This is a genomic window from Paenibacillus xinjiangensis, assembly GCF_059686975.1.
Map to the genome: position 1 here is coordinate 332,704 of NZ_JCAALS010000001.1, position 20,001 is coordinate 352,704.

General features: G+C 47.3%; 15 protein-coding genes and 1 pseudogene. 9 read left to right on the top strand and 7 right to left on the bottom strand.

The features are described 5' to 3' along the window. The first annotated feature begins 18 nt into the window (after positions 1 to 18). On the top strand, positions 19 to 1,977 hold the full coding sequence (locus AC6ESP_RS01435; RefSeq protein ID WP_497094877.1) for an ABC transporter substrate-binding protein: 1,959 nt from the start codon (positions 19 to 21) through the stop codon (positions 1,975 to 1,977). A gap of 1 nt (position 1,978) precedes the next feature. Continuing rightward, positions 1,979 to 2,761, top strand: a complete 783-nt coding sequence (locus tag AC6ESP_RS01440; RefSeq protein ID WP_497094878.1) for an IucA/IucC family C-terminal-domain containing protein — start codon at positions 1,979 to 1,981, stop codon at positions 2,759 to 2,761. A 114-nt stretch (positions 2,762 to 2,875) separates the two neighbouring features. Here AC6ESP_RS01440 and AC6ESP_RS01445 read toward each other — a convergent pair whose 3' ends face one another. Beyond that, a complete protein-coding gene (locus AC6ESP_RS01445) occupies positions 2,876 to 3,907 on the bottom strand; it encodes a LacI family DNA-binding transcriptional regulator (RefSeq protein WP_497094879.1) in 1,032 nt (343 codons plus the stop codon). 472 nt (positions 3,908 to 4,379) lie between these two features. Here AC6ESP_RS01445 and AC6ESP_RS01450 point away from each other — a divergent pair, with 472 nt between their 5' ends. The 4 genes and pseudogenes from AC6ESP_RS01450 (at position 4,380) to AC6ESP_RS01465 (ending at position 8,699) form a co-directional block, all read left to right on the top strand. Next, positions 4,380 to 5,423, top strand: a complete 1,044-nt coding sequence (locus AC6ESP_RS01450) for a Gfo/Idh/MocA family protein (RefSeq protein WP_497094880.1) — start codon at positions 4,380 to 4,382, stop codon at positions 5,421 to 5,423. Positions 5,424 to 5,455: 32 nt separating this feature from the next. Then, entirely contained in the window at positions 5,456 to 6,538 is a 1,083-nt protein-coding gene (gene eutH / locus AC6ESP_RS01455; RefSeq protein ID WP_497094881.1) for an ethanolamine utilization protein EutH, read from the top strand. Between the two features lie 318 nt (positions 6,539 to 6,856). Further along, a pseudogene (locus AC6ESP_RS01460) lies at positions 6,857 to 7,887 on the top strand (ATP-binding cassette domain-containing protein). Further along, on the top strand, positions 7,884 to 8,699 hold the full coding sequence (locus AC6ESP_RS01465) for an ABC transporter permease (RefSeq protein ID WP_497094882.1): 816 nt from the start codon (positions 7,884 to 7,886) through the stop codon (positions 8,697 to 8,699). The pseudogene AC6ESP_RS01460 and the gene AC6ESP_RS01465 overlap by 4 nt, the downstream one beginning before the upstream one ends. A 79-nt stretch (positions 8,700 to 8,778) precedes the next feature. Here the strand turns inward: AC6ESP_RS01465 and AC6ESP_RS01470 are convergent, their stop codons facing one another. From AC6ESP_RS01470 to AC6ESP_RS01495, 6 genes are all read right to left on the bottom strand, one after another. Then, positions 8,779 to 10,239 (bottom strand): MFS transporter, encoded by a 1,461-nt coding sequence (locus AC6ESP_RS01470; RefSeq protein WP_497094883.1) that lies wholly within the window; start codon positions 10,237 to 10,239, stop codon positions 8,779 to 8,781. A gap of 78 nt (positions 10,240 to 10,317) precedes the next feature. Next, positions 10,318 to 11,397 (bottom strand): saccharopine dehydrogenase family protein, encoded by a 1,080-nt coding sequence (locus AC6ESP_RS01475; RefSeq protein ID WP_497094884.1) that lies wholly within the window; start codon positions 11,395 to 11,397, stop codon positions 10,318 to 10,320. 53 nt (positions 11,398 to 11,450) lie between these two features. Next, positions 11,451 to 12,872, bottom strand: coding sequence for an MFS transporter (locus tag AC6ESP_RS01480; protein WP_497094885.1), 1,422 nt, complete (start codon positions 12,870 to 12,872; stop codon positions 11,451 to 11,453). Positions 12,873 to 12,943: 71 nt separating this feature from the next. Continuing rightward, positions 12,944 to 13,414 carry a MarR family winged helix-turn-helix transcriptional regulator gene (locus AC6ESP_RS01485; RefSeq protein WP_497094886.1) on the bottom strand — a complete coding sequence of 157 codons (471 nt, stop codon included), beginning with the start codon at positions 13,412 to 13,414 and terminating at the stop codon, positions 12,944 to 12,946. 381 nt (positions 13,415 to 13,795) lie between these two features. Continuing rightward, the gene (locus tag AC6ESP_RS01490; RefSeq protein ID WP_497094887.1) at positions 13,796 to 15,895 is read right to left on the bottom strand and encodes a methyl-accepting chemotaxis protein; all 2,100 of its coding nucleotides are present in this window, start codon (positions 15,893 to 15,895) and stop codon (positions 13,796 to 13,798) included. 177 nt (positions 15,896 to 16,072) lie between these two features. Further along, on the bottom strand, positions 16,073 to 16,729 hold the full coding sequence (locus AC6ESP_RS01495; protein ID WP_497095002.1) for a TetR/AcrR family transcriptional regulator: 657 nt from the start codon (positions 16,727 to 16,729) through the stop codon (positions 16,073 to 16,075). A gap of 173 nt (positions 16,730 to 16,902) precedes the next feature. On the opposite strand from AC6ESP_RS01495, the gene AC6ESP_RS01500 reads away from it, so the two are divergent. Genes AC6ESP_RS01500 through AC6ESP_RS01510 form a run of 3 tightly spaced genes read left to right on the top strand, consistent with a single transcriptional unit; the run spans position 16,903 to position 19,959 of the window. Next, on the top strand, positions 16,903 to 17,907 hold the full coding sequence (locus AC6ESP_RS01500) for an ABC transporter substrate-binding protein (protein ID WP_497094888.1): 1,005 nt from the start codon (positions 16,903 to 16,905) through the stop codon (positions 17,905 to 17,907). 38 nt (positions 17,908 to 17,945) lie between these two features. After that, on the top strand, positions 17,946 to 18,962 hold the full coding sequence (locus tag AC6ESP_RS01505) for a FecCD family ABC transporter permease (RefSeq protein ID WP_497094889.1): 1,017 nt from the start codon (positions 17,946 to 17,948) through the stop codon (positions 18,960 to 18,962). Continuing rightward, complete coding sequence (locus AC6ESP_RS01510) at positions 18,949 to 19,959, top strand: FecCD family ABC transporter permease (RefSeq protein ID WP_497094890.1); 1,011 nt, start codon at positions 18,949 to 18,951, stop codon at positions 19,957 to 19,959. Before AC6ESP_RS01505 ends, AC6ESP_RS01510 begins: the two co-directional genes overlap by 14 nt. The last annotated feature ends 42 nt before the right edge of the window (positions 19,960 to 20,001 follow it).

Sequence of the window (20,001 nt, forward strand, 5' to 3'; positions counted from 1 at the left end):
ACATGGAAGGTGAAGCTGATGACGTTGCAAGAACAAGTGCCATTATGGAATCATGCGGCTATAAGGGTGCTTGATGTTCGTAGGTCTGTTTTGCTGTTCCAAGAGAGTATGCAGGGATTTCGATTGCCAGCGAGTGCTTTTTTATTTGCGGTTAAAGGGGCTGCAAAGATTCATATTGATGGAGTTGAGCATATTGTAGACCGCTGTTATGTGTGCCATGCAGGAAAAGGTGCAATGATAGACATTGTCCAAGTCGGTGACAAATTCGATTATTATTTTATTTTTTATAAAGCTGTTCTCGGTTTGCCAAGCCGTAAAGAGCTATTGCATGTATATAGAGACAATAATCCTTTTCAGATGCAATACGGATTCGCTCCTGCATACCCTCTGGATCTTCTGTCCAGAATAGAGCAGATGTATTCGAAGTGGATGCTCATTGCGCCGTTGGAGAAGTTTCATGTAAGAGCGATGTTTCATCAATGGGTATATGAGATTTTAGAGCAGCTTCATGCTCTTGAAGGAACGACTGCGAGTCAGCCGGATTATGTAAGCCAGTCGATTCGTTATATGGAGGAGAATTATGCAGAGCCCATTAGTATGCAGGAGTTGGCCGAAGTCCTGCATTGTAGTGAGCGGCAGCTGCAGCGATTATTCAAGTCGAAGCTTCGAATGGGCCCGATGGAATATCTCATTCAAGTTCGAATGAATCATGCTCAGGCGATGTTACTCAATACGAGTGCATCACTTAAGGTAATCGCGGAATCAGTAGGATATGGAGATAGCTATTATTTCAGCCGGGCTTTCAAGAAGCATTGCGGCGTTTCTCCGCTCTTGTTCAGGAAGAGTCGTCGGATAAGTTCATCCTATCTGTCGCAAAATTCCATTGTCGCGGATAACATTCTCTCGTATGATAATGATCGTGATAATCATTATCAACACAAAGACGGGGGAGTTACAGGAATGAATAGGAGTAGGACGTCAATTCTGGCAGTTAGTTTGATGTTGAGTTTAATGTTATTGTTGAGTGCATGTACGACGGGCAACGGTGTGAATAACAATACGGGAGGCGCTACAGCATCACCATCCAATACAGTCTCATCGAACACGAATACAAGTGCAGCGCAAGCCCAACAGGCATATCCAGTCGTTATTACACATATGAAGGGCGAACAAACGCTGGAGCAGCGTCCCGTGAAGATCGCCGTGCTAGACACTAAATTTATGGATCAGTTGGTTGCTCTGGATGAGAAGCCAGGCGGAAGCGTGAAGGCTGCAGCAGACAATGCGGATTTCCCAGCCTATTTGGCTGAAAAGCTAACTGATGTTAAAGTGCTCGGCACGAGAGATGAGCCGAACTTGGAAGCTATACTTGCAATGGAGCCGGATTTAATCATATGTACGGAATTCCAAGAAGAAGTATATGACAGATTATCTAAAATTGCTCCAACAATTATGCTTGACTTTAACGAGGATTGGCGCGATACATTAGTGACCGTTGGCAAGATTGTCGGGAAATCAGTTGAAGCTAATGCGGTCATGGAAGCCTATACCGAGAGAACAACCAAGCTCAAAGAGGAACTAAAGACTAAGCTCGGAGACGAGACAGTTGCCTTATTAAGGCCGCGTGATGAAGGTATTCGTGTACATACACCGGAGCATCGCGCAGCGGCTATTTTATACAATGACTTAGGCTTGTCTGCTCCGCAGCAAGTGCTGGCTGAGAAGGATACGGCTTATCAAATTTCACTGGAGGCTCTCCCGGAGCTTGGTGCGGATCATCTGTTCCTGGTGAAGGATGACATGTTCAAGGAGGTCGTAGATGAAATAACGGGGACAGAGACTTGGAAGAGTGTTGAAGCGGTGAAGAATAACCAAGTCTATGATGTGGATTCGAATGTATGGATTGCCTATTATGGGCCAATCGCCATTAATATGGTGGTAGACAGAGTTGCAGAGATTTTCCTTGGAAACCAATAGGATGACGGAAATATTCTCAACGTCTGAGTGGGCGAATCTAGCGAATAGATTCAATTTCACTTGTGACAAGAAGACTATGCCCACCACTGGTTGTATTCGTACTAGAGATTTGCTGGATAGGGAGAAATGTGAGCTCTTCCTGGAGCAATTGGGAAGGGAAATCGGATCCCCCTCGAGAAGGGTAACAGCATCGATGCTGGCGAAGCGATATGCGTTTCTAATCGTAACTCCTGTCTTGTATGCGATGACGGTATACAACAAGGCTCTGAGGTTGACGTTAGACAATTGTCAATTGGTTATTCCTGACGATACTGAATTTCAAGTCAGCCAATCTAAATTTCCTAACTTGATATACGATGAGCTGCAAGCTGTGGAGCCAGATACTAAGGATAGGCTTGAGTGGCGTGATCATGCCATGCGTCAACTATTTGAAGAACATCTATCTCCAGTCTTTCGTTCATTATCTGTTGCAGGCCGAGTTCCTATGGCGATTCTGTGGGAGAATGCGATTGTTCGCATGATTCCGCTCTATGAAGATGAGTTGGAAGAGGAAGAGGATTCGTCAGTTCTGCAGCGGCTACAGGATGATTATAAGTATATAACTGAGACTGCGCCAGCTAGACTATTCGGGGAACGTCGTAACCCGTTCACTAGATTCATGAGAACCATACATGCAGGTGTTGCCGACAAACCAGCAAGCTACGTGCGTCAGACCTGCTGCTTTTACTACGAAATGTCCGGTGAATATTGCAGAGCCTGCCCGAAGCCAATCGGATGCAATTGAGCGAAGTCCCAGTCGTACCTATTATTGCTTTTTCGATATGGGTTATGTGCTCGGGATACCCGAACGAGCCTTAGAAGCGATTCTAAGGCTCGTTTTATGTTGTTTGTTGAGCTATCATTTGGTGCTGCAGGACATCCGTTCAATAAAGCGGGTGTCTACTTTTGTTTTCGTAGTCATTCGGTTGTCCGCCTCGATAGTTGATACGATGAGGTCGACGGCGAGCTGAGCCATGCGCTGCTTCTCAACATGAATGGTCGTAAGCTCAGGTGATACGATAACAGCTTCGCTTATATTATCGAAGCCGATGATCGAAATATCATCGGGCACGCGGTAACCGAATTCTTGGAATACTTTGATGGCCCCTATCGCAATATAATCGCATTCGCAGAAAAAAGCGGAGGGCAGCTGTCGACCACTGTTCACATATTCCCGAAGCTGCTCACGCAGCGGTTCCTGTGAAGGAAGAATGGCAGGTGGTACTGCGAATTCTAGACATTCCGTCCGTGTAATACCTCTGTCGGCCAACGCGGCATGGAATCCTCTTCTGCGTTCATCGAAGTTATGGATTCGCTCATCAGAGCCAATATAGCCGATGGATTGGTGACCTTGATCGAGCAGATAGCTCCCCGCCTGATGAGCGCCCATATAGTTGTTGATCTCGATAAAATGAACGGGCACTGATTCGAAGCAGGTATCCAAGACGACTAGATTAGGCAGCTTGGAGGCAATGTCCGAGATGCGCGCACTGTCTAAGTTCGTCCCAAGCAGAATGCTGCCGCCGCTGCGTTCATTCTCCATGATGGCTCGAATCCCTTGCTCATAGCCTTCCTCGCTAATCGTAGAAAATTGCAGTGTATATCCGTTAAGCCGACATCCCTGCTCAATGTAATGGATGAGCTCTCTGAAAAAGGGCTGCTGGTAATAATCATCATGCACAAGCCGTGAATTTGTAAAGACGAGGAATTGCACGGAGCGCCCGTTCTTCTCCGGCTCGGAGGGCTTGCTATTGCCGAAGTAGCCATGCTCATTCGCAATTCGTAGTATGCGCACCCTAGTATCCTGACCGACGCCGGATTTACCGTTAAGCGCCAACGAGACGGCGGATTTGGAGACACCGGCAAGCTTCGCGATATCCTCCATATTCATAGAAAGTTCCCCCAATCTGTTAACTATTTGTTTAGTATGTTCAGTTTAAGCGATGAGCGCGAAAATGGCAATTTCATGACAGCTTGAGAACGCATCTTTTTTGAAGATTGTTAGAAACATGAGGTTACTATAGCCTCTGTCAGTTATTTTACGGTGAATCAGCTGTTTAGTTTGTTTAGTTGATTTAGAGTAAAAAAACAGTGATAAAATGATATTGACGAACGAAAGCGATTAATGATAGCATTTAGAAATTAAATGACTAAACAATGTTTAGTAAACGAATGAGTGTGAGGGAGTAGAGGAGTAGTCATTGCTCTCTTCATGGCAATCATCCATATCTGTAAGGAATAGAAAACTTGAACGCGGTTTCATGTCAATTGTTGGGTTATCAAAAGCATGCTCAGATCGTTAAGGATTTGCAAACAGCTCAATCGATGTAAGAGATGAATAGAATGAGAGAGAAGGTTGCTATATGTGGAAGATTGGGGTTATTGGCCTAGGTTATTGGTCAGATAAGCACCTGCAGGCTTGGGAGAGAATCGAAGGGGCGGAGATTGTCGCCCTTTGCGATCTCGATACGGATAAATTGCAGCAAAAAGCGGAATTGTACGGTATTCCGCAGGATCAGTTATACACGGATATAGACGAATTGCTGGCAAAGGCTGATGTGGACGTGGTGGATATCATTACGGCTCCAGGCACTCATCTGCCGTTCGTACGTAAAGTAGCGGCAGCCGGCAAGCATATTATGTGTCAGAAGCCATTCGCTCCGACAATGGAAGAAGCACGTGAAATCGTCGAGACGGCGAATAAAGCTAACGTTCGTCTTATGGTAACGGAGAACTGGCGCTGGCTTCAGCCTTTCCAATCTATCAAAAAATTGTTGGACCAAGACGTGGTGGGACAGTTGAACGTTATTCGATACATTCATACCGATTTTTACTCACCGCGGTTTGCCCCGGACAATGAGCTTCCACAGCCGTTTTTCCGCGACATGCCTAAGCTGCTTTTTTATGAGATGGGCGTCCATTGGTATGATACCTGGCGGTTTCTGTTCGGTGATCCGGACCGACTGTATGCGGAGACGAAGCGAGTCAGCCGTCATATTAAAGGCGAGGATACCGGTATGGTGACGCTTGGCTATGCGGATTATATGGGCCTTATGGATATGGGATGGGCGACTAGGCAGAACCTTCCTGCACCGCTCGAAAAGCAAGTACTGCCTAACCATCTGGAGCAGTTAATCGTGGAAGGGGATAAAGCGACCCTGAAATTATACAGTAACGGGACGATAGCGATCGTGGATAACGAAGGCGTAGAGACAAGCGTATCTGAGAATAACGGTCTCGACTTCGAAGAAAGCCATTACCGTCTGCAATCCCATTTCATCGAATGTCTGAATACAGGTGCGGAATTCCAGACTAGCGGGGAAGACAATCTGAGAACGCTGGAGCTTGTATTCGGAACCTATCAGAGCGCGAAAGAGCATGAAGTGATTCATTTTCGCTGGGAGTAGGAGGAGGCTGATAGTGGACTTCCATTGCCATCATGAATATGAATGATATCGTCATTTGGATTATTGTCGTATTTTTCTGTTTGGGAGCAATAGATAAGCTGCTTGGAAACCGAATGGGCTTGGGTATGCGATTCACGGAAGGCTTCATGTCAATGGGATCGCTTGCCCTCGTCATGGTCGGAATCGTTTCGCTAGCGCCAGTTATTGCAGAATTGCTCATTCCGGTCGTCTCGCCAGTATACGGCTGGCTCGGTGCTGATCCGTCTGCCTTCGCCAATACGCTGCTAGCCGCCGACATGGGCGGCTATGCGTTAGCCGGTCAGATGGCGGTGAGCAATGAGGCGGCTATATTCGCTTGGGTATTTCTCGGTACGATGATGGGACCGACAATCGTCTTCACCATACCGGTCGCACTTGGCATTATTGGGAACGAGGACCGGCCTTATTTTGCCAAAGGTATCCTGCTCGGTATTGCTACCATTCCGATTGGATGTTTCGTAGGCGGTCTTGTCGCACTGATAGATCCTGCGCTGATGCTGATCAATCTTGTGCCTTCTATTCTTTTTTCTGTTGTAATCGGTGTGGGACTCTGGAAGTTCCCCGCCCCTGTTATCCGATGCTTTTTTGCATTCGGCAAGCTAACGGAGATCGCAGCTATTATCGGGTTAACAGCGATCTCGGTCGAGACGCTTACGGGCGTCGTGCTCATTCCGGGAATGACGCCGATTACAGAAGGCATTCAAACCGTTGGGAAAATCGCACTTATATTGGCCGGAGCTTTCCCGATGGTTACTTTTATTACGGCTTTCTTTAAGCGGCATCTAGAGAAGTTAGGGCGTGTGCTTCGCATCGACAGGACGGTAACCGCTGGCTTGATCGCTACCCTGGCACATAATATCCCGATGTTCGCGATGCTGAAGGACATGAAACCTAGAGGCAAAGTAGTGAATGTCGCTTTCGCCGTAAGCGGTGCATTTGTGTTCGGAGGTCATCTAGCGTTCGTGGCAGGAGTCGATAAGAGTATGGTGTTTGCTATGATCATCGGCAAGCTTGTGGGAGGGGTGACGGCAGTGCTGCTGTCCATGCTGTTCACGCATAAGGAAGCTGAGGAGTAGGCGATATTGCACCCTCGAAAAAAGTAAAAGGCCTTGCTGCTCGCTGCTGCGGAGCTGTAAGGCCTCTTTCTTATGAGCTCGTGTGAGCTCTTCATGCATCTGATCGAGTATGGCGCTTCATATCTACTCGAGCAAGCTAAAGCTATATTCGATAAATTTCATATTCCTGGATCGGTTTCAGTATGTGTCAGTACGGTAACAATAGCTCGTCACTTCTAGCGCTCTCGACTCATCGCATAAGCTTCCACATACCTTGTTTATATTCCGTTTAAATAGCGGAGTTATTCTGTGTCTATATCCAATATAGGAGGAATCGCTGTGGAACATGTAAACAATAGAAGGATAGGAGCAAGTAATGGGGATTTGGCTGTCGAAGCTCAGGGACTTGTTAAAACCTTTGGCGGCAATCGCGCGGTGGATGGCGTGAATTTGAACGTTCGTGCAGGTACGATATACGGCGTGCTAGGTCCCAATGGAGCAGGAAAGACGACAACGATCAGTATGCTGGCGACCTTACTTAGACCGGATGCAGGTTCTGCACGTATCTTCGGGCATGATGTAGTGAAGGAGTCACAGATTGTTCGTCAATTGATTGGGGTAACTGGTCAGTATGCATCAGTCGATGAGTCGCTCAGTGCGACGGAGAACTTGATCATTTTCTCTAGGCTGCTAGGGCTCAGTCGTGCAGAGTCACGGCAGAAAGCCAAGGAGCTGCTCGAGGAATTTGGATTGACGGAAGCTGCCAAGCGTCCATTGAAAAATTTCTCCGGTGGTATGCGCCGGAGGCTCGATCTGGCAGCGAGCCTTATTGCACAACCGCCGCTTATTTTTCTCGATGAACCGACAACCGGCCTTGACCCGCGTACGCGTAATCAGATGTGGGATACGATCCGCCAGCTAGTGAGTACAGGATCAACCGTGCTGCTGACGACACAGTATCTGGAAGAGGCGGATCAACTGGCCGACCGTATCGCGGTTATTGATCACGGGCGTGTCGTTGCCGAGGGTACAGCGGATGAGCTGAAGGCGTCAGTCGGTACCTCATCGTTGCAATTGAAAGTGAAGGATCCGCAGGACGTCGAGTATGCTCGTCTAGCGATTGAACAGGTGTGAGGGTACAGTCCAATATCACAGTGGAGGCTGGAATGATTACCGCTCCAATGGCTAACGCAGATCTGGTCACCGACTTGCTAATCGCCCTCCGAGAGAAGGGCATCCACTTGGCCGAGATGAGTGTGCAGAAACCAACGCTCGATGAAGTATTCCTAACGATTACGGGGCATGGTGTGAAGGAAGCTGCACAGCTTAATAACGATGAATCCCGCGAAGCGGAGGTGGCTAGAGTATGAGCAGAGCTGCCATCAAGCCGGGTGCCGAGCGCCAATTGAAGAATTATACGAGCTTCGGACAGACGCTGCGAAATTCTTTTACGATGGCCTATCGAGGGCTGCTCAAAATTCGTCGTACACCTGAGCAGTTGTTCGATGTCACCCTCCAGCCGATTATATTTACTCTCATGTTTACTTATATTTTTGGAGGAGCTATATCAGGTGATGTGTCTAGCTACTTGCCAGTAATCATTCCCGGCATTCTTGTGCAGACCGTGATCACGACCTCCATCGTCACAGGAGTCCAGCTGCGAGAGGATATGGATAAAGGCGTCTTTGACCGCTTCAAATCATTGCCTATTGCACGAATTGCACCGCTTGCGGGAGCACTTCTCGCAGATACGGTCCGGTATACCATTGCGACAGTACTCACTTTTACAATGGGATATATAATGGGCTATAGGCCCGATGGCGGACTGGATCATGTTGCTATCGCTGCACTTCTCGTTATTTTCTGCTCTTGGGCCATTAGCTGGATCTTCGCTTTCTTCGGGGTCATTGCCCGCACAGCCTCAAGCGTACAAGGAATTTCGATGCTAGTGCTGTTCCCGTTAACGTTCCTATCCAATGCATTCGTGCCGGTTGATACGATGCCAAGTTGGCTGCAGTGGTTCGTTAACATTAATCCGGTCTCGCACTTAGTCAGCGCAGTTCGGGAGCTCGCCAATTCTGGAACGATCGGCATGGATCTCGTTATTTCTCTCATTGGTGCTGTTGTCATTGTCGCAGTCTTTGCACCTATTACGGTTCGTGCTTATATGCGCCGGACTTAACTGACTGCGTCAGATTAAAAAAAGCACTCTAGCAGTAAGGACTGCTAAAGTGCAGGGATTACCCATGTATGAGCCAGTGCTAATGACTTAGCGCTGGCTTTCGCTGTCTGGTGAAGGCAATGAAAACAGCGAATAGCAGTAGAACAATTCCGGTGAAGATGAATCCTCCCAATGTGGTGAGATCGAGCCAGCCTAACACAGAGGATCCTGCAACGACACCTAGAGAGAAGAAAGCATAGAAGTAACCATAGGCTTTGCCGCGCAGCTCGGGTGGTGTTGCTTGAATAAGCATCGTATTGATTGATGGGAACAAGAGAGCGAAGCCAACCCCATATAGTCCTAATACGAAGTAAAGCGCTAATGTCGTTGAGGATTGGCTAATAAGCAGCTGGCTTATTCCCATAAGACCAATCCCTAGCGCCATCGTTTTGGATGGAGCAACATAATCAAATATACGATTCGTCGGAAGTACGAATAGAAGAACAGCAATAATGCCGAAGGTACTCATTAAGGTGCCGCTTAATCGCGAATCATAACCCAATGACTGAACATGCAGCGGCAGCAGGTAGGCAATTACGCCTTGCGAGAACATTAAGAAGAAGGCACCGCAATAAGCTTTGACGACACTGCTATTGAAGATCGAGCCTGCAGCTTGAACGAGCGCTTCGTTCTTCTCTTTCTTAGACAGCTTATACCGGCTGAGAAAGATAGCGGACAGAATAGCGAGTGCAAAGCCTAGAATAGCCACGCAAGTAAAGACGAATGGTACCGAGGTTCTGCTGGCCATAATGCCGCTGAAGGCAGGTCCGATAATAGCAGCAAGTCCGACAAATGTACCGGTGAAGGCCACTTTTTTACCTTGCTGATCCTTGATCGCCGTATTTGCAGAGAAGGTAAAGGCAGCTGGAACAATTAATCCCGCAACAAACCCATGTATAATTCGAACGATGATCAAAAATACCGGTTGATCGACGAATTGATAGAGCAGCAGAGCGCAGCTGGATAGCAGCAATCCGACCATTAGAATTTTGAACGGGCCGACCTTGTCCGTCATGATGCCAGAGAGAATGTTGCCAACGGTATTGGCTAACGAATAGAGTCCAATAACGAAGCCCACGATAAACGAGCTGGCTCCGACGGAAGTCGCGAATGTACTCATGACCGGCAGCTGCGAGAATAGATCGAAGAAGGAGAAGAACACGATACTGTACACTAAGATCGCATAGCTCAAAGGCCTTATGGCATATTGGCCCTGAGCCTTCTTCAGCTTCCTATCCAGTATGAAGTTGCCGAAGGGGATGAAGGCTGCAATGACGGCTGCTGCAGGCCATAGAAGGCTCCACTTCACCCGAATGGCAGCATATAGGATAGCTATTGCATATAGACAGAATATTCCACCGTGAATACTTCCAACAATGGTTACCGCTTCGGCAATTCCCCATATATATTTCAAGGGCATGGCGATGCATAGTAATACTAATAAGGAAATTCCATCTAATAGACCTGTTATACGTAAAATGTGAATAGGATGTACCCGCACTTGTTATGCTCCTAACTTATAGATTGAACAATCACTCCATTCTAACATGTTAGGAGGCGAGTAAAATCGAAGGTTGTGTTACAATTCGCAAGTGACTCGCTCTGACATCGTGGCTGTCCCTTGCAAAGCCTCTGCGAATTGCCCGAGCTCGAACAACTCATCAATATGATATACTCCGCGGGAAACTTCGGAATTATACAGTTTCTGTGCAACGATTGCCGCTACTAGGGCGGTAGCATCTGCCTCATGCCTGCCATCTAGGAAGCATTCAGCTAACGCAGCTTGTCCATCCCTCATGCCGCTCGCGTCTATCTTCACAGCGAAGGCTGGCTTACCTATCCTCGTAGAGGACAATCCACGTACAGTCCTATCACGCACCCAGTCCACATTGAGAATACGGAAGGCCCCCAGCTTTTTTAACCCAGCCACTATGAATGTAAGGAAGGAATGATCGAAGCATAGACGTGTGGAGACCTCAGCTGTCTTCAATGTCCTCGGTATAATGTGCTGATCAGCAAAGTTAAATCGGTAAGCTGTTCTCTTCCCAAGAATGCCGCCAAAGTCGGTTGTCCTTCCGTCCGAGAAGCTCATTCGATCGACTTCTTTCCCATGCTCCCACGTCTTGAAGTTCAATCTTAGGTTATCAACTGTCCACTCAAGGGCTGCCTTGCCATGGGAATCGCCCAGTCCGAGCATGATTGAAATATGGATCTCATTCGTGTTGTCCAGCTGACGCTTGGCATGGAGAGCCAGCAGATTCGTAAGTCCCGGGGCGAGCCCAACGCTTAATACGGCAGTTGCTTGATGGTGTGCAGCAGTCTTATGAAGATTCTGCACTTTCGATAAGAAGCTATAGTCCGCAGACAGATCGATATAATGAATGCCCAGGCGCAAGCATGCCTCTACGAATAAGGTGTTCTGCTGGTCTAAGCACATGATGACGACTTTGAAGCGGGCTAATTGTTCGGGATGAGGCTCATTGTGCACATCAATCTGCATCGGGAGAATACGTCCCTCAGATTCTCTGCTAACGGCCATTGCGCGCTCCAAGCTTCTGCCGGCTACATATACCTTTCCTGGATAGTGCTTGGCTAACTCCGTGCTAATCTTATTTCCTACATGGCCATAACCGCCAATAACAGCGATTGAATCTCGCATGATTGTTTCCTCCTGTTAGTCGAATGAATGGTTAGTTAATAGGTTGATCGTTGCTACAATTGTCGTTGCTTGCTGCTTACTTTCTCGAAGCTGGATGTACGATGTGCATAGAGAACGATACTAATAGCAGCCATACATAAGAAGACATTCCAGCCGAAGACCATCGTATAATCTGCAGCTGAGGCTGAACGCGATTCAGTATAAGAGGCATCCATAGCTCCTAGACCGATTGCAGCCCCGAACACCATACCGGCATTACGGGATAGAGCGATAAGCCCACCAGCTGCTCCAATGTGCTCAGTCGTAACGCTGCTCATGATGATATGGTTATTCGGTGATGCGATGAGTCCCATTCCAATGCCAATTGCAGCTAACAAGCAAGCAATAGCACTTGGGGATAAATCATCGAGCCATAGCGCGAATGCGAGCGATCCGAGTCCCATCAGAATCATGCCTATAATTGGAAAAGAAACAGGCTTGAGCTTATCAGACAGATGCCCAGCTATAGGTCCAGTTAATGCCAATGCAGCAGGATAAGCTGCCATCACGATGCCTATAGCAAGGAGCGGAAGGGCGATTGCATCTGTTAAATAGAAGGGCAGAATAACCTGAATGGTGTTCGCCAGCATGAACGAGACGAAGCTGACCAACAAGCCTGAATAGATGGCAGGCTCTCGGAATAGGCCAAGTGGCAGGAACGGAGCGGTACGTCGCCGTGCATGAGCAAGGAAGAGGAAGAGCAGCATGAGCGAAGAGCTGACGACCCACCACATTTCTCCAGAAGCAGCATGCCATCCCCCGATCCTATTCACCCCGTAGATAACCGTTCCCGTTAAGGCCGCGAACAGCAGAGCTCCAATTCCATCGAAGGATGCTAGGTTCTTCATCAGTGGTCTCGAGGCCACTGGAATGTATTTGAAGGCTAGATAGGTAGCGGCGGCAGCAGCGGGGAAGGGAGCTAAGAATAACCATTGCCAGCTAAGCCACTGTGCGATCATCCCACCAATAATTGGACCTGCCATCCCACCTATAGCGACAGCCATGCTTACGAGTCCTAATGCGCGGCCCCTTCCTTCCTTCGGGAGTATGATGGTGATGAGCGCCATATTGGTCGCTTGGAACATGGAAGCGCCAATCGCTTGCAACGCACGAAGAGTGAGCAGAATACCAAGGCTTGGGGAGAGGGCGACGAGCGCTGAGCTGACGGTGAACAATACATAACCCGCATTGTGTATCCGTCGATGGCCATAATGGTCGCTGAGCTTCCCCATGACCGGAAGCAGCACGGTGATAAGCAGCAGGTAACCGGTGACGACCCATTGCACAGCATTCATGCCTTCATGGAAGGCAGCTGTTAATTCGGGAAGAGAAACGGTAACGATGCCTGCTGTAAAATGAGATAAAAATGCGCCAATCCCGATAGCTGCGATGAACAGGCGCGGTTTGACCACTGCAGCTTCCTTCCTACGATTCATGGCTGTAGCCTCCTTCATGTAGAGTTGAAATTCTAACGTGTTTAGTAACTAAACTATATAAGTAAAAAAAATTACTCGTCTAATATCTCGCTAAATTTAGTGATGCATCTCTCGAAAATATCAATTTCCTCGGCTGTGAAAGAGGTCCGAAGCTGATCATAAAAGGCAATATGCATCTCCTGATGAGCGAGATACGCACTCTTGCCAGTTTCAGTGAGCTTGAGAATAATGCCTTTGGGAACATTCGGATGCGGTGAACGTCTGACCAGCGATTTCCCTTCTAATCGGTCTACGATTTGAGTAACGGCACCCTTTGTAACCGACAGCCTCTCGGCTAGCTCTCTCATGAGCAGTCCATCGTCTTCGCCAATAGCATCTATCGTATGAATTTCGCTCGGCGTTAATGCGCCTGCCGTACCGAACACACGAGGAGCGCTCTCCAGCTTGCGTAGCTGCATAATGAGCCGGCCTAGACGATGACTGGCTTCGTGCGGATGGGAGGATTCAGTTGGTAAGTGTGGTTTCTTTCGATTATTTTCCATAGACGTAGTTTAGTATCTAAACAATATAGTTGTCAAGTCCAAACGCTGGTTAGTTTCAGCTAATACGCTGTCTGCCAGCATACCTATAGAGCCCTCAGCCTCAGCGCATATCCATTTCACTCGATCTAGTCTCCAGCAACACAAAACCGACCCATTACTGCTATTTCTTCCTTGTTCGGTAATGAAGTTCTGCTGTTAGATAGAGAAAGAGAAATAAGTTGCTTAACGGGAGAAAATGTGACGTTAGACGACAAAGGTACGATCGTTAATTAGCCATTTCCATTAAATACGAGACTGTCCCCGTCATCAACGATGACTTATGAGACAGCCTTTTTCCATTTGGCGTTCATTATGCATTCAATTACGGTGTGAAGAGCAGGCTTAGTGCTTGAACTTAGACAGTCGATCCAGCAGGTCCTGCACCATTCCACTTAGATGTGTTGCAGAAGAGGATACCTCCTGCATCGTAGCGAGCTGCTCCTCTGAGGAGGCAGCCACTTGCTGGGCATTGTCTGTAGACTGACTAGCAATTACTTTTACATTATCAACGGAAGTCAATACCTCGGCTATTCCAGCAGATAATTGTTCAACGGATGACGATACTTCATGGGCTTGTGCATGAACCTGATTCATCTCTTGTGTAATTGACGAGAACAGCTTGCCGCTATCTGTAACGGAGGCCACTCCTTTGGTAACCTCATCAGATGTTGCAGCCATTGTATGGATCATCTGCTCGGTTTCAGAGCGAATTTCCGCAATTTTCTCTTCAACTTGGGCTACGGCGGCTTTGGTCTGCTCAGCCAGTGAACGGATCTCTGTGGCAACAACAGCGAAGCCCTTACCTTGCTCGCCAGCTCGCGAAGCTTCAATAGAAGCATTCAAGGCAAGAATATTCGTCTGGGCGCTAATGGCGTTAATTAAGCTGATAATACTGCCGATTTCTTCCGAGCTAGCTCCAAGCTTCTGAATGGATTGGCTGGAACGCGACATCGCGAGGTTAACCTCATCCATCTGTTCAACAGCTTGGCGAATAAGCTGATCGCCTTTCTCGGTCTGTGAGTTGACATCACTTGCTGACTCCAGCACCTTCACAGCGGATTCAGCAATACGTTGTACACCGAGTGCAACCTCGTCCATATTCTGGGACGTATTCTGAACTTGTTCATGCTGCTCTGACATACCGGAGGCGACGACTTCAATGGCATGCGAGATGGACTCGGCGCTCACGGATACTTGCTCTGCGCTTGATGTGAGCTGCTGTGACGTCGCTCCAACATTCATAGCTAGATCTGATGTATGTCTCATCATCTCTCCAAGTGAGCGATTGGTTTCATTAAGGTTCCGAGCCATCTGGCCGAATTCATCCTGACTGGCGAAATGTAAGCTTCTCGTGAAATCACCTTGAGCCATATGTTGAATGCCCTGCTGAATCTTCTTCAAGCGCAAGGTAATCATGAAGCGGGTAAGCAACCATACAACTACAGCGATGAATAAGAGAGTAGAAATGAATAGAATCGATAACAGCTGTGAGCTGTCGTTATAGGATTCCAGCATTCTGGACACAGGAATAACGGTCTGGACGTACCAAGTTTCCCCTTCTGCAATCGTAATAGGAACGAAGCTGTTCAGCACTTCCTGCCCTTTCTCGTCTACTCCATACTGCATAAGCTCGCCTTGCTGTACTTTGTCCCACATCAGTTTATTGGATTCTTGTTCAGCAAAAGGCTCATTAAGGGTAGCCGGGTCGTTGCCGTTGGCGATATATATCCCCTCATCAGAGATCAGGGATACGTACCCATCCAATGGATGCTCGCTTGCTGCATTCGTCTGGAATGCAGCGAGGTTCAAAGCCGCTCCAACCATACCTAGGAACTTCCCTTTCTCATCTTGAATGGGAATGCTAAGCGTGGATATGAGATAGCTCAGTCCTCCAGCGCTGTCTATGTAAGGCTGGGTCGCAGATAATCGACCTAAGGTTTGCGCGTTCGTATAATATTCCTTCTGATCGAAGCCCTCTGGCAGTGGTGTCTTAATAGTTTTGCCGCCCTCTAGCCGAGGTGATATGGCATAACGGCCTCCTGCACTTCGGTAGTCGTTATCGTCTGCATATTGTTGGTCTTTCTTATCGAAAGCGTTAGATTCCCATGCAGTGAAGAAAGATACGACTTCTGCTCTTGAGCGCAAAGAGTCTCCCATGCTCTCTGCGAACAATTCGCGATCCGCGCTGTTGGAGCGAATCATAACAGTTGCGATGTCACGATACGTATACAAGGCTGAGGCCATGTCGGTAATCAGCTTCATATTCTGCTCGCTATAGGCTTGCCCGGCTTGCTGTGCGATAAGCTCTCCTCGGGCCACTCCTTCTTCCTTCAGACGAGACAGGCTTAAGCTGTTCATCGTCGACATTGTGATTACAATACAAACCCACATAATGACAAGATACTTTGTCGTTAATTTGAGTTTTTTAATCCATTGCAGCATGATGGTACTCCTCCTATTATTTCTATCTAGTTGACTATTATGTTATCGGTTATCAAGAAAGAGGATTATAGGGGGGGAGGTGAAAAAAATGCGAATAAATACCTATATAAAATAACACTTTATAATAATATTGAGTATTTAGAATGATATGAATACGCATTCATTTTTGCTATAGAGTCAAGCGTAAAGGCGGCATATACCAAGTAGGTGCATGCCGCCTTTACGTGTAATTCTATTAGTCTTGTTAGTCAGCAGCTTGAGTGCAGTATTGACGAATGGAATCGGTAAGCTGATAGGCAAGCTTGCCATCTCCTCGGGAGATTGCTTATACAGCTGGAGACTCCATTCTATTACTAAGCCATGCAAGACGGCAGCCAGAGAGCGGAAGGCATAATAATGAAGCTCACCAGATTGGATATGGAGAGGCATGAAATACTTCAAATATTTATTCTGTATAAAATACTCTAAGCTCCGATAAATAATTTGCCTAACTTTGCGATCGGATGATTGTATATTCGATAACAACGGTGCAGGCGTATAGGTTTTCCACATTTGAAAAAACGATATAAATATGGCATCGCTACTTATTTGTTTCTCTTCAAGCTGGAGCTGGCTATCGAAGAAATTGTACTGATGGCATAAATACTCATACAGTATATCGTCCTTATCCTGGAAATTCCGGTACAGTGTTTGTCTAGCCATGCCAGATTTCTTGGCAATCTCGGTAAGCTTGATATCCGAGTAAGTATTAGATTCCATAAGGTGGAGCAGAGATAGAGTAATCCATTGCTTCGATTGCTGTTGGCCTTCGATGAAATTGTGGATATGTAACACTTCCTTCAATATGTCCATTTTCGCATACAGTCTATTGATAAGGGTTGCGAAGTATATTATTGTTACAAGTGTAACATTTGCTGAACCGAATGCGCATCGGGAAAGTAAGAAATACATTTTTTTCAATTAAATACTGATAATGATATTCATTATTGAAACTTAGGAGTGGGATTGTGAAAAAGGTTAAAAAAGCATCATCTAATGTGTTCATCTCAGCTTTAATGATTATGATCTTAGCGATAGTAACCGCTTGCGGCAATAATAATGAAGCGAATAGCACGAGCAACAATCAAGCGCCTGTAACAACGGAGCCAATGCCAGCTGCTGAGACTAGAACAATTACTCATGCAATGGGGGATACAGAGATTAAGGGCACACCACAGCGAATTGTTGTATTGACGACACAAGGTACAGAGACTTTATTGGAGCTTGGAATTAAACCAGTAGGAGCTGTTCAATCTTGGATTGGAGAGCCTTGGTATGATCATATTAAAGACCAAATGGAAGGCGTAGAAATTCTAGGCGATGAAACACAACCGAATATCGAATTAATCGCCAGTCTGCAGCCTGATCTAATCCTTGGCACGAAGGTAAGACAAGAAAAGATCTATGATCAATTAAGCGCCATTGCACCTACTGTATTCACAGAGAATCTTGGTGACAGTATGATAGAGAACTTCACTTTGTTCGCAAGTGCACTGAATCTAGAAGCAGAAGGCCAGCAAGTGCTCGCCGATTTCGATCAATTGGTAGAGGAGACTGCAGCTAGAATCGGTGATAAAACGAAGCTTGCGGTGTCGCTTGCTCGGTTCCAGGCAGGTACGGCTAGAGTGTACTACCTGCAGAACTTTGCCGGTGTAGTATTGGACAAGCTGGGACTCACAAGAACAGAGGCGCAGAATAAAGAGGAGTTTGCTGAAGAGATTACGAAGGAGCAGATCAGTGTATTGGATGGCGATGTATTGTTCTACTTCGCATCAGATCGCAGTGGAGAGACAGCAGCTTCGGATACGGCCCAAGAATGGCTGGCTGATCCAATCGCACAAAATATGAAAGTTAATGCGAATGGGCAGATCTATCAAGTGGATGAAGCGATCTGGAATTCAGCTGGCGGAATGATTGCGGCTAAACTATTGGTTGCGGATATTGAACAATATTTTGCTAAAATCCAATCTTAATTGTACAAGCCTTCTATATAGAAGAGGGGAGGAAGGCTATGAACGCTCTAATGTCTAATGGGAGAAGAAGAGCTATAGGACTCGTTGCGGCATGTATACTTCTGGTCGCGGCTGCTGCTGCAAGCATTCTGTTCGGACTACAAAGCTATCATTGGACCACAGTCATTCAGTCCTATACGGCTTACACAGCAAGCGATGAGCAGCTCATCATAACGACATCCAGAGTACCTCGTACTGTAACTGCTGCTGTTATTGGAGCCAGCCTTGCGATTAGCGGAGTGCTGCTGCAAGCGATGACAAGAAATCCGTTAGCCTCCCCTTCCCTATTAGGAGTTAACGCAGGTGCTGCGCTTGCCATCGTGGCTATGCTATTCGGCTTCGGTGCGGTTTTCTCCTTCTCAGAGCTAATGTGGTTCGGCTTCACAGGAGCGGGTATAACAGCCTGTCTTATCATGGTAGTAGCAACGTTAGGCAACGGAGGCATGACGCCATTGAAGCTGATCTTAACAGGATCAGCTTTGGCGTCTTTTGCAGCTTCCTTGACTTCCTTATTTATGCTTATTAGCAATGAAACACTGGAAGGGGCGCTGTACTGGCTGACAGGGTCGTTATCTAATAGCAGTATGAAGCATACGCTACAAATACTGCCTTATTTTGGACTAGCATGGGTGTTAGCACTGTTCCTGTGTCGTTCCCTTAACATCATGGCAATGGGAGAAGATGTGGCAACGGGACTTGGGCAGCGGATGGTATGGATTAGAGTGATTACGATATTCGCAGTCGTTATACTGGCAGGAGGGAGTGTCGCTCTGGCAGGCCCTATTGGCTTCGTCGGCATTATGATTCCACATATTTCACGCTGGATCGTTGGCAATGACCACCGCTGGATATTGCCATACAGTGCCGTGTTGGGCGCAGCTTTTTTGCTAATGGCTGATGTGCTCTCCCGATTCCTAATTTCTTCCAAAGAAGTGCCGGTAGGTGTTACGACAGCTATACTAGGTGTTGTTTTTGTAGTTGTCCTCGTAAGGAGGAAGAAACTTGGTCAGATCTAACAAACGCTTCATTCCTCTGAAAATACTAATATTAGTCATTCTACTGGCTGCTACACTGATAGTAAGTATCGGGCTTGGAAGCTTGCGTGTGCCTATTATCGATGTATTGCGAGCCATGCTAGGGATGGGTGAGGCGAAATATGAGCTTATTGTGTTTGAGCTTCGTTTGCCGCGTATAACTGCTGCTGTATTAGTGGGTGCAGCTATGGCTATCTCTGGGACGATCCTGCAAGCGTTGGTGAGAAATCCACTTGCTTCTCCTGATCTAATGGGAACGACGTCTGGAGCTACAGCCGCGGTAGTGGCGCTCATTACGATTATGAATGGACAAGTGAGTGTTGCGTGGCTTCCGGTTGCTGCATTGGTGGGAGGCTGTACAGCTTCTGCCTTAACCTATATGCTGGCGTGGAAGAATGGAAGCTCGCCCTTCCGGATGGCAATGGTCGGAGTAGCTATATCCGCTGCTATGGCGGCATTAACGATTTATTTTACACTTGCAGGACCCATCTATTTGGTGTCTCAAGCACTGGGCTGGATGGCTGGAACGGTATATGGAACCTCATGGAACCATGTGATTGTGCTTGCTCCGTGGGTCGTTATATGTGGGCTGATAGCCTTATCTCAAGCTAGAAGCCTTAACCTGCTGGAGGTTGGTGATCAGATTGCCACTGGCGTAGGCGTAAGAGTAAGAGTGGAGAGGAAGAGATTCCTATTCATCGCGATAAGTGTCATTCTAGCCAGCTCAGCTGTCGGCATTGCCGGAGGAATCAGCTTCGTCGGCTTGATGGCACCGCATATTGCTCGCCGAATCGTGGGCAGCAATAATGTTGCTGTCATGCTGGCTTCGGCTATACTCGGAGGATGGCTGGTCTTATTGGCCGACTTTGTTGGCAGGACGGTATTTGTTCCAATGGATGTTCCCGCGGGCATATTCACAGCAATATTAGGCGCACCATTCTTCGTGTATTTGATGTATAGGCAGGGTAATCGAGCCTAGGTAAGCCTATAAAGGGGCGCATCCATTGATCGATAAGATCGA

What these genes read in the sequence shown, in the direction of transcription:
- AC6ESP_RS01490 (WP_497094887.1), bottom strand. Translation starts at nt 15,895, where the DNA reads ATGCTGCAATGGATTAAAAAACTCAAATTAACGACAAAGTATCTTGTC.
- AC6ESP_RS01435 (WP_497094877.1), top strand. Translation starts at nt 19, where the DNA reads ATGACGTTGCAAGAACAAGTGCCATTATGGAATCATGCGGCTATAAGG.
- AC6ESP_RS01475 (WP_497094884.1), bottom strand. Translation starts at nt 11,397, where the DNA reads ATGCGAGATTCAATCGCTGTTATTGGCGGTTATGGCCATGTAGGAAAT.
- AC6ESP_RS01465 (WP_497094882.1), top strand. Translation starts at nt 7,884, where the DNA reads ATGAGCAGAGCTGCCATCAAGCCGGGTGCCGAGCGCCAATTGAAGAAT.
- AC6ESP_RS01485 (WP_497094886.1), bottom strand. Translation starts at nt 13,414, where the DNA reads ATGGAAAATAATCGAAAGAAACCACACTTACCAACTGAATCCTCCCAT.
- AC6ESP_RS01450 (WP_497094880.1), top strand. Translation starts at nt 4,380, where the DNA reads ATGTGGAAGATTGGGGTTATTGGCCTAGGTTATTGGTCAGATAAGCAC.
- AC6ESP_RS01505 (WP_497094889.1), top strand. Translation starts at nt 17,946, where the DNA reads ATGAACGCTCTAATGTCTAATGGGAGAAGAAGAGCTATAGGACTCGTT.
- AC6ESP_RS01445 (WP_497094879.1), bottom strand. Translation starts at nt 3,907, where the DNA reads ATGAATATGGAGGATATCGCGAAGCTTGCCGGTGTCTCCAAATCCGCC.
- eutH (WP_497094881.1), top strand. Translation starts at nt 5,456, where the DNA reads ATGAATATGAATGATATCGTCATTTGGATTATTGTCGTATTTTTCTGT.
- AC6ESP_RS01440 (WP_497094878.1), top strand. Translation starts at nt 1,979, where the DNA reads ATGACGGAAATATTCTCAACGTCTGAGTGGGCGAATCTAGCGAATAGA.
- AC6ESP_RS01480 (WP_497094885.1), bottom strand. Translation starts at nt 12,872, where the DNA reads ATGAATCGTAGGAAGGAAGCTGCAGTGGTCAAACCGCGCCTGTTCATC.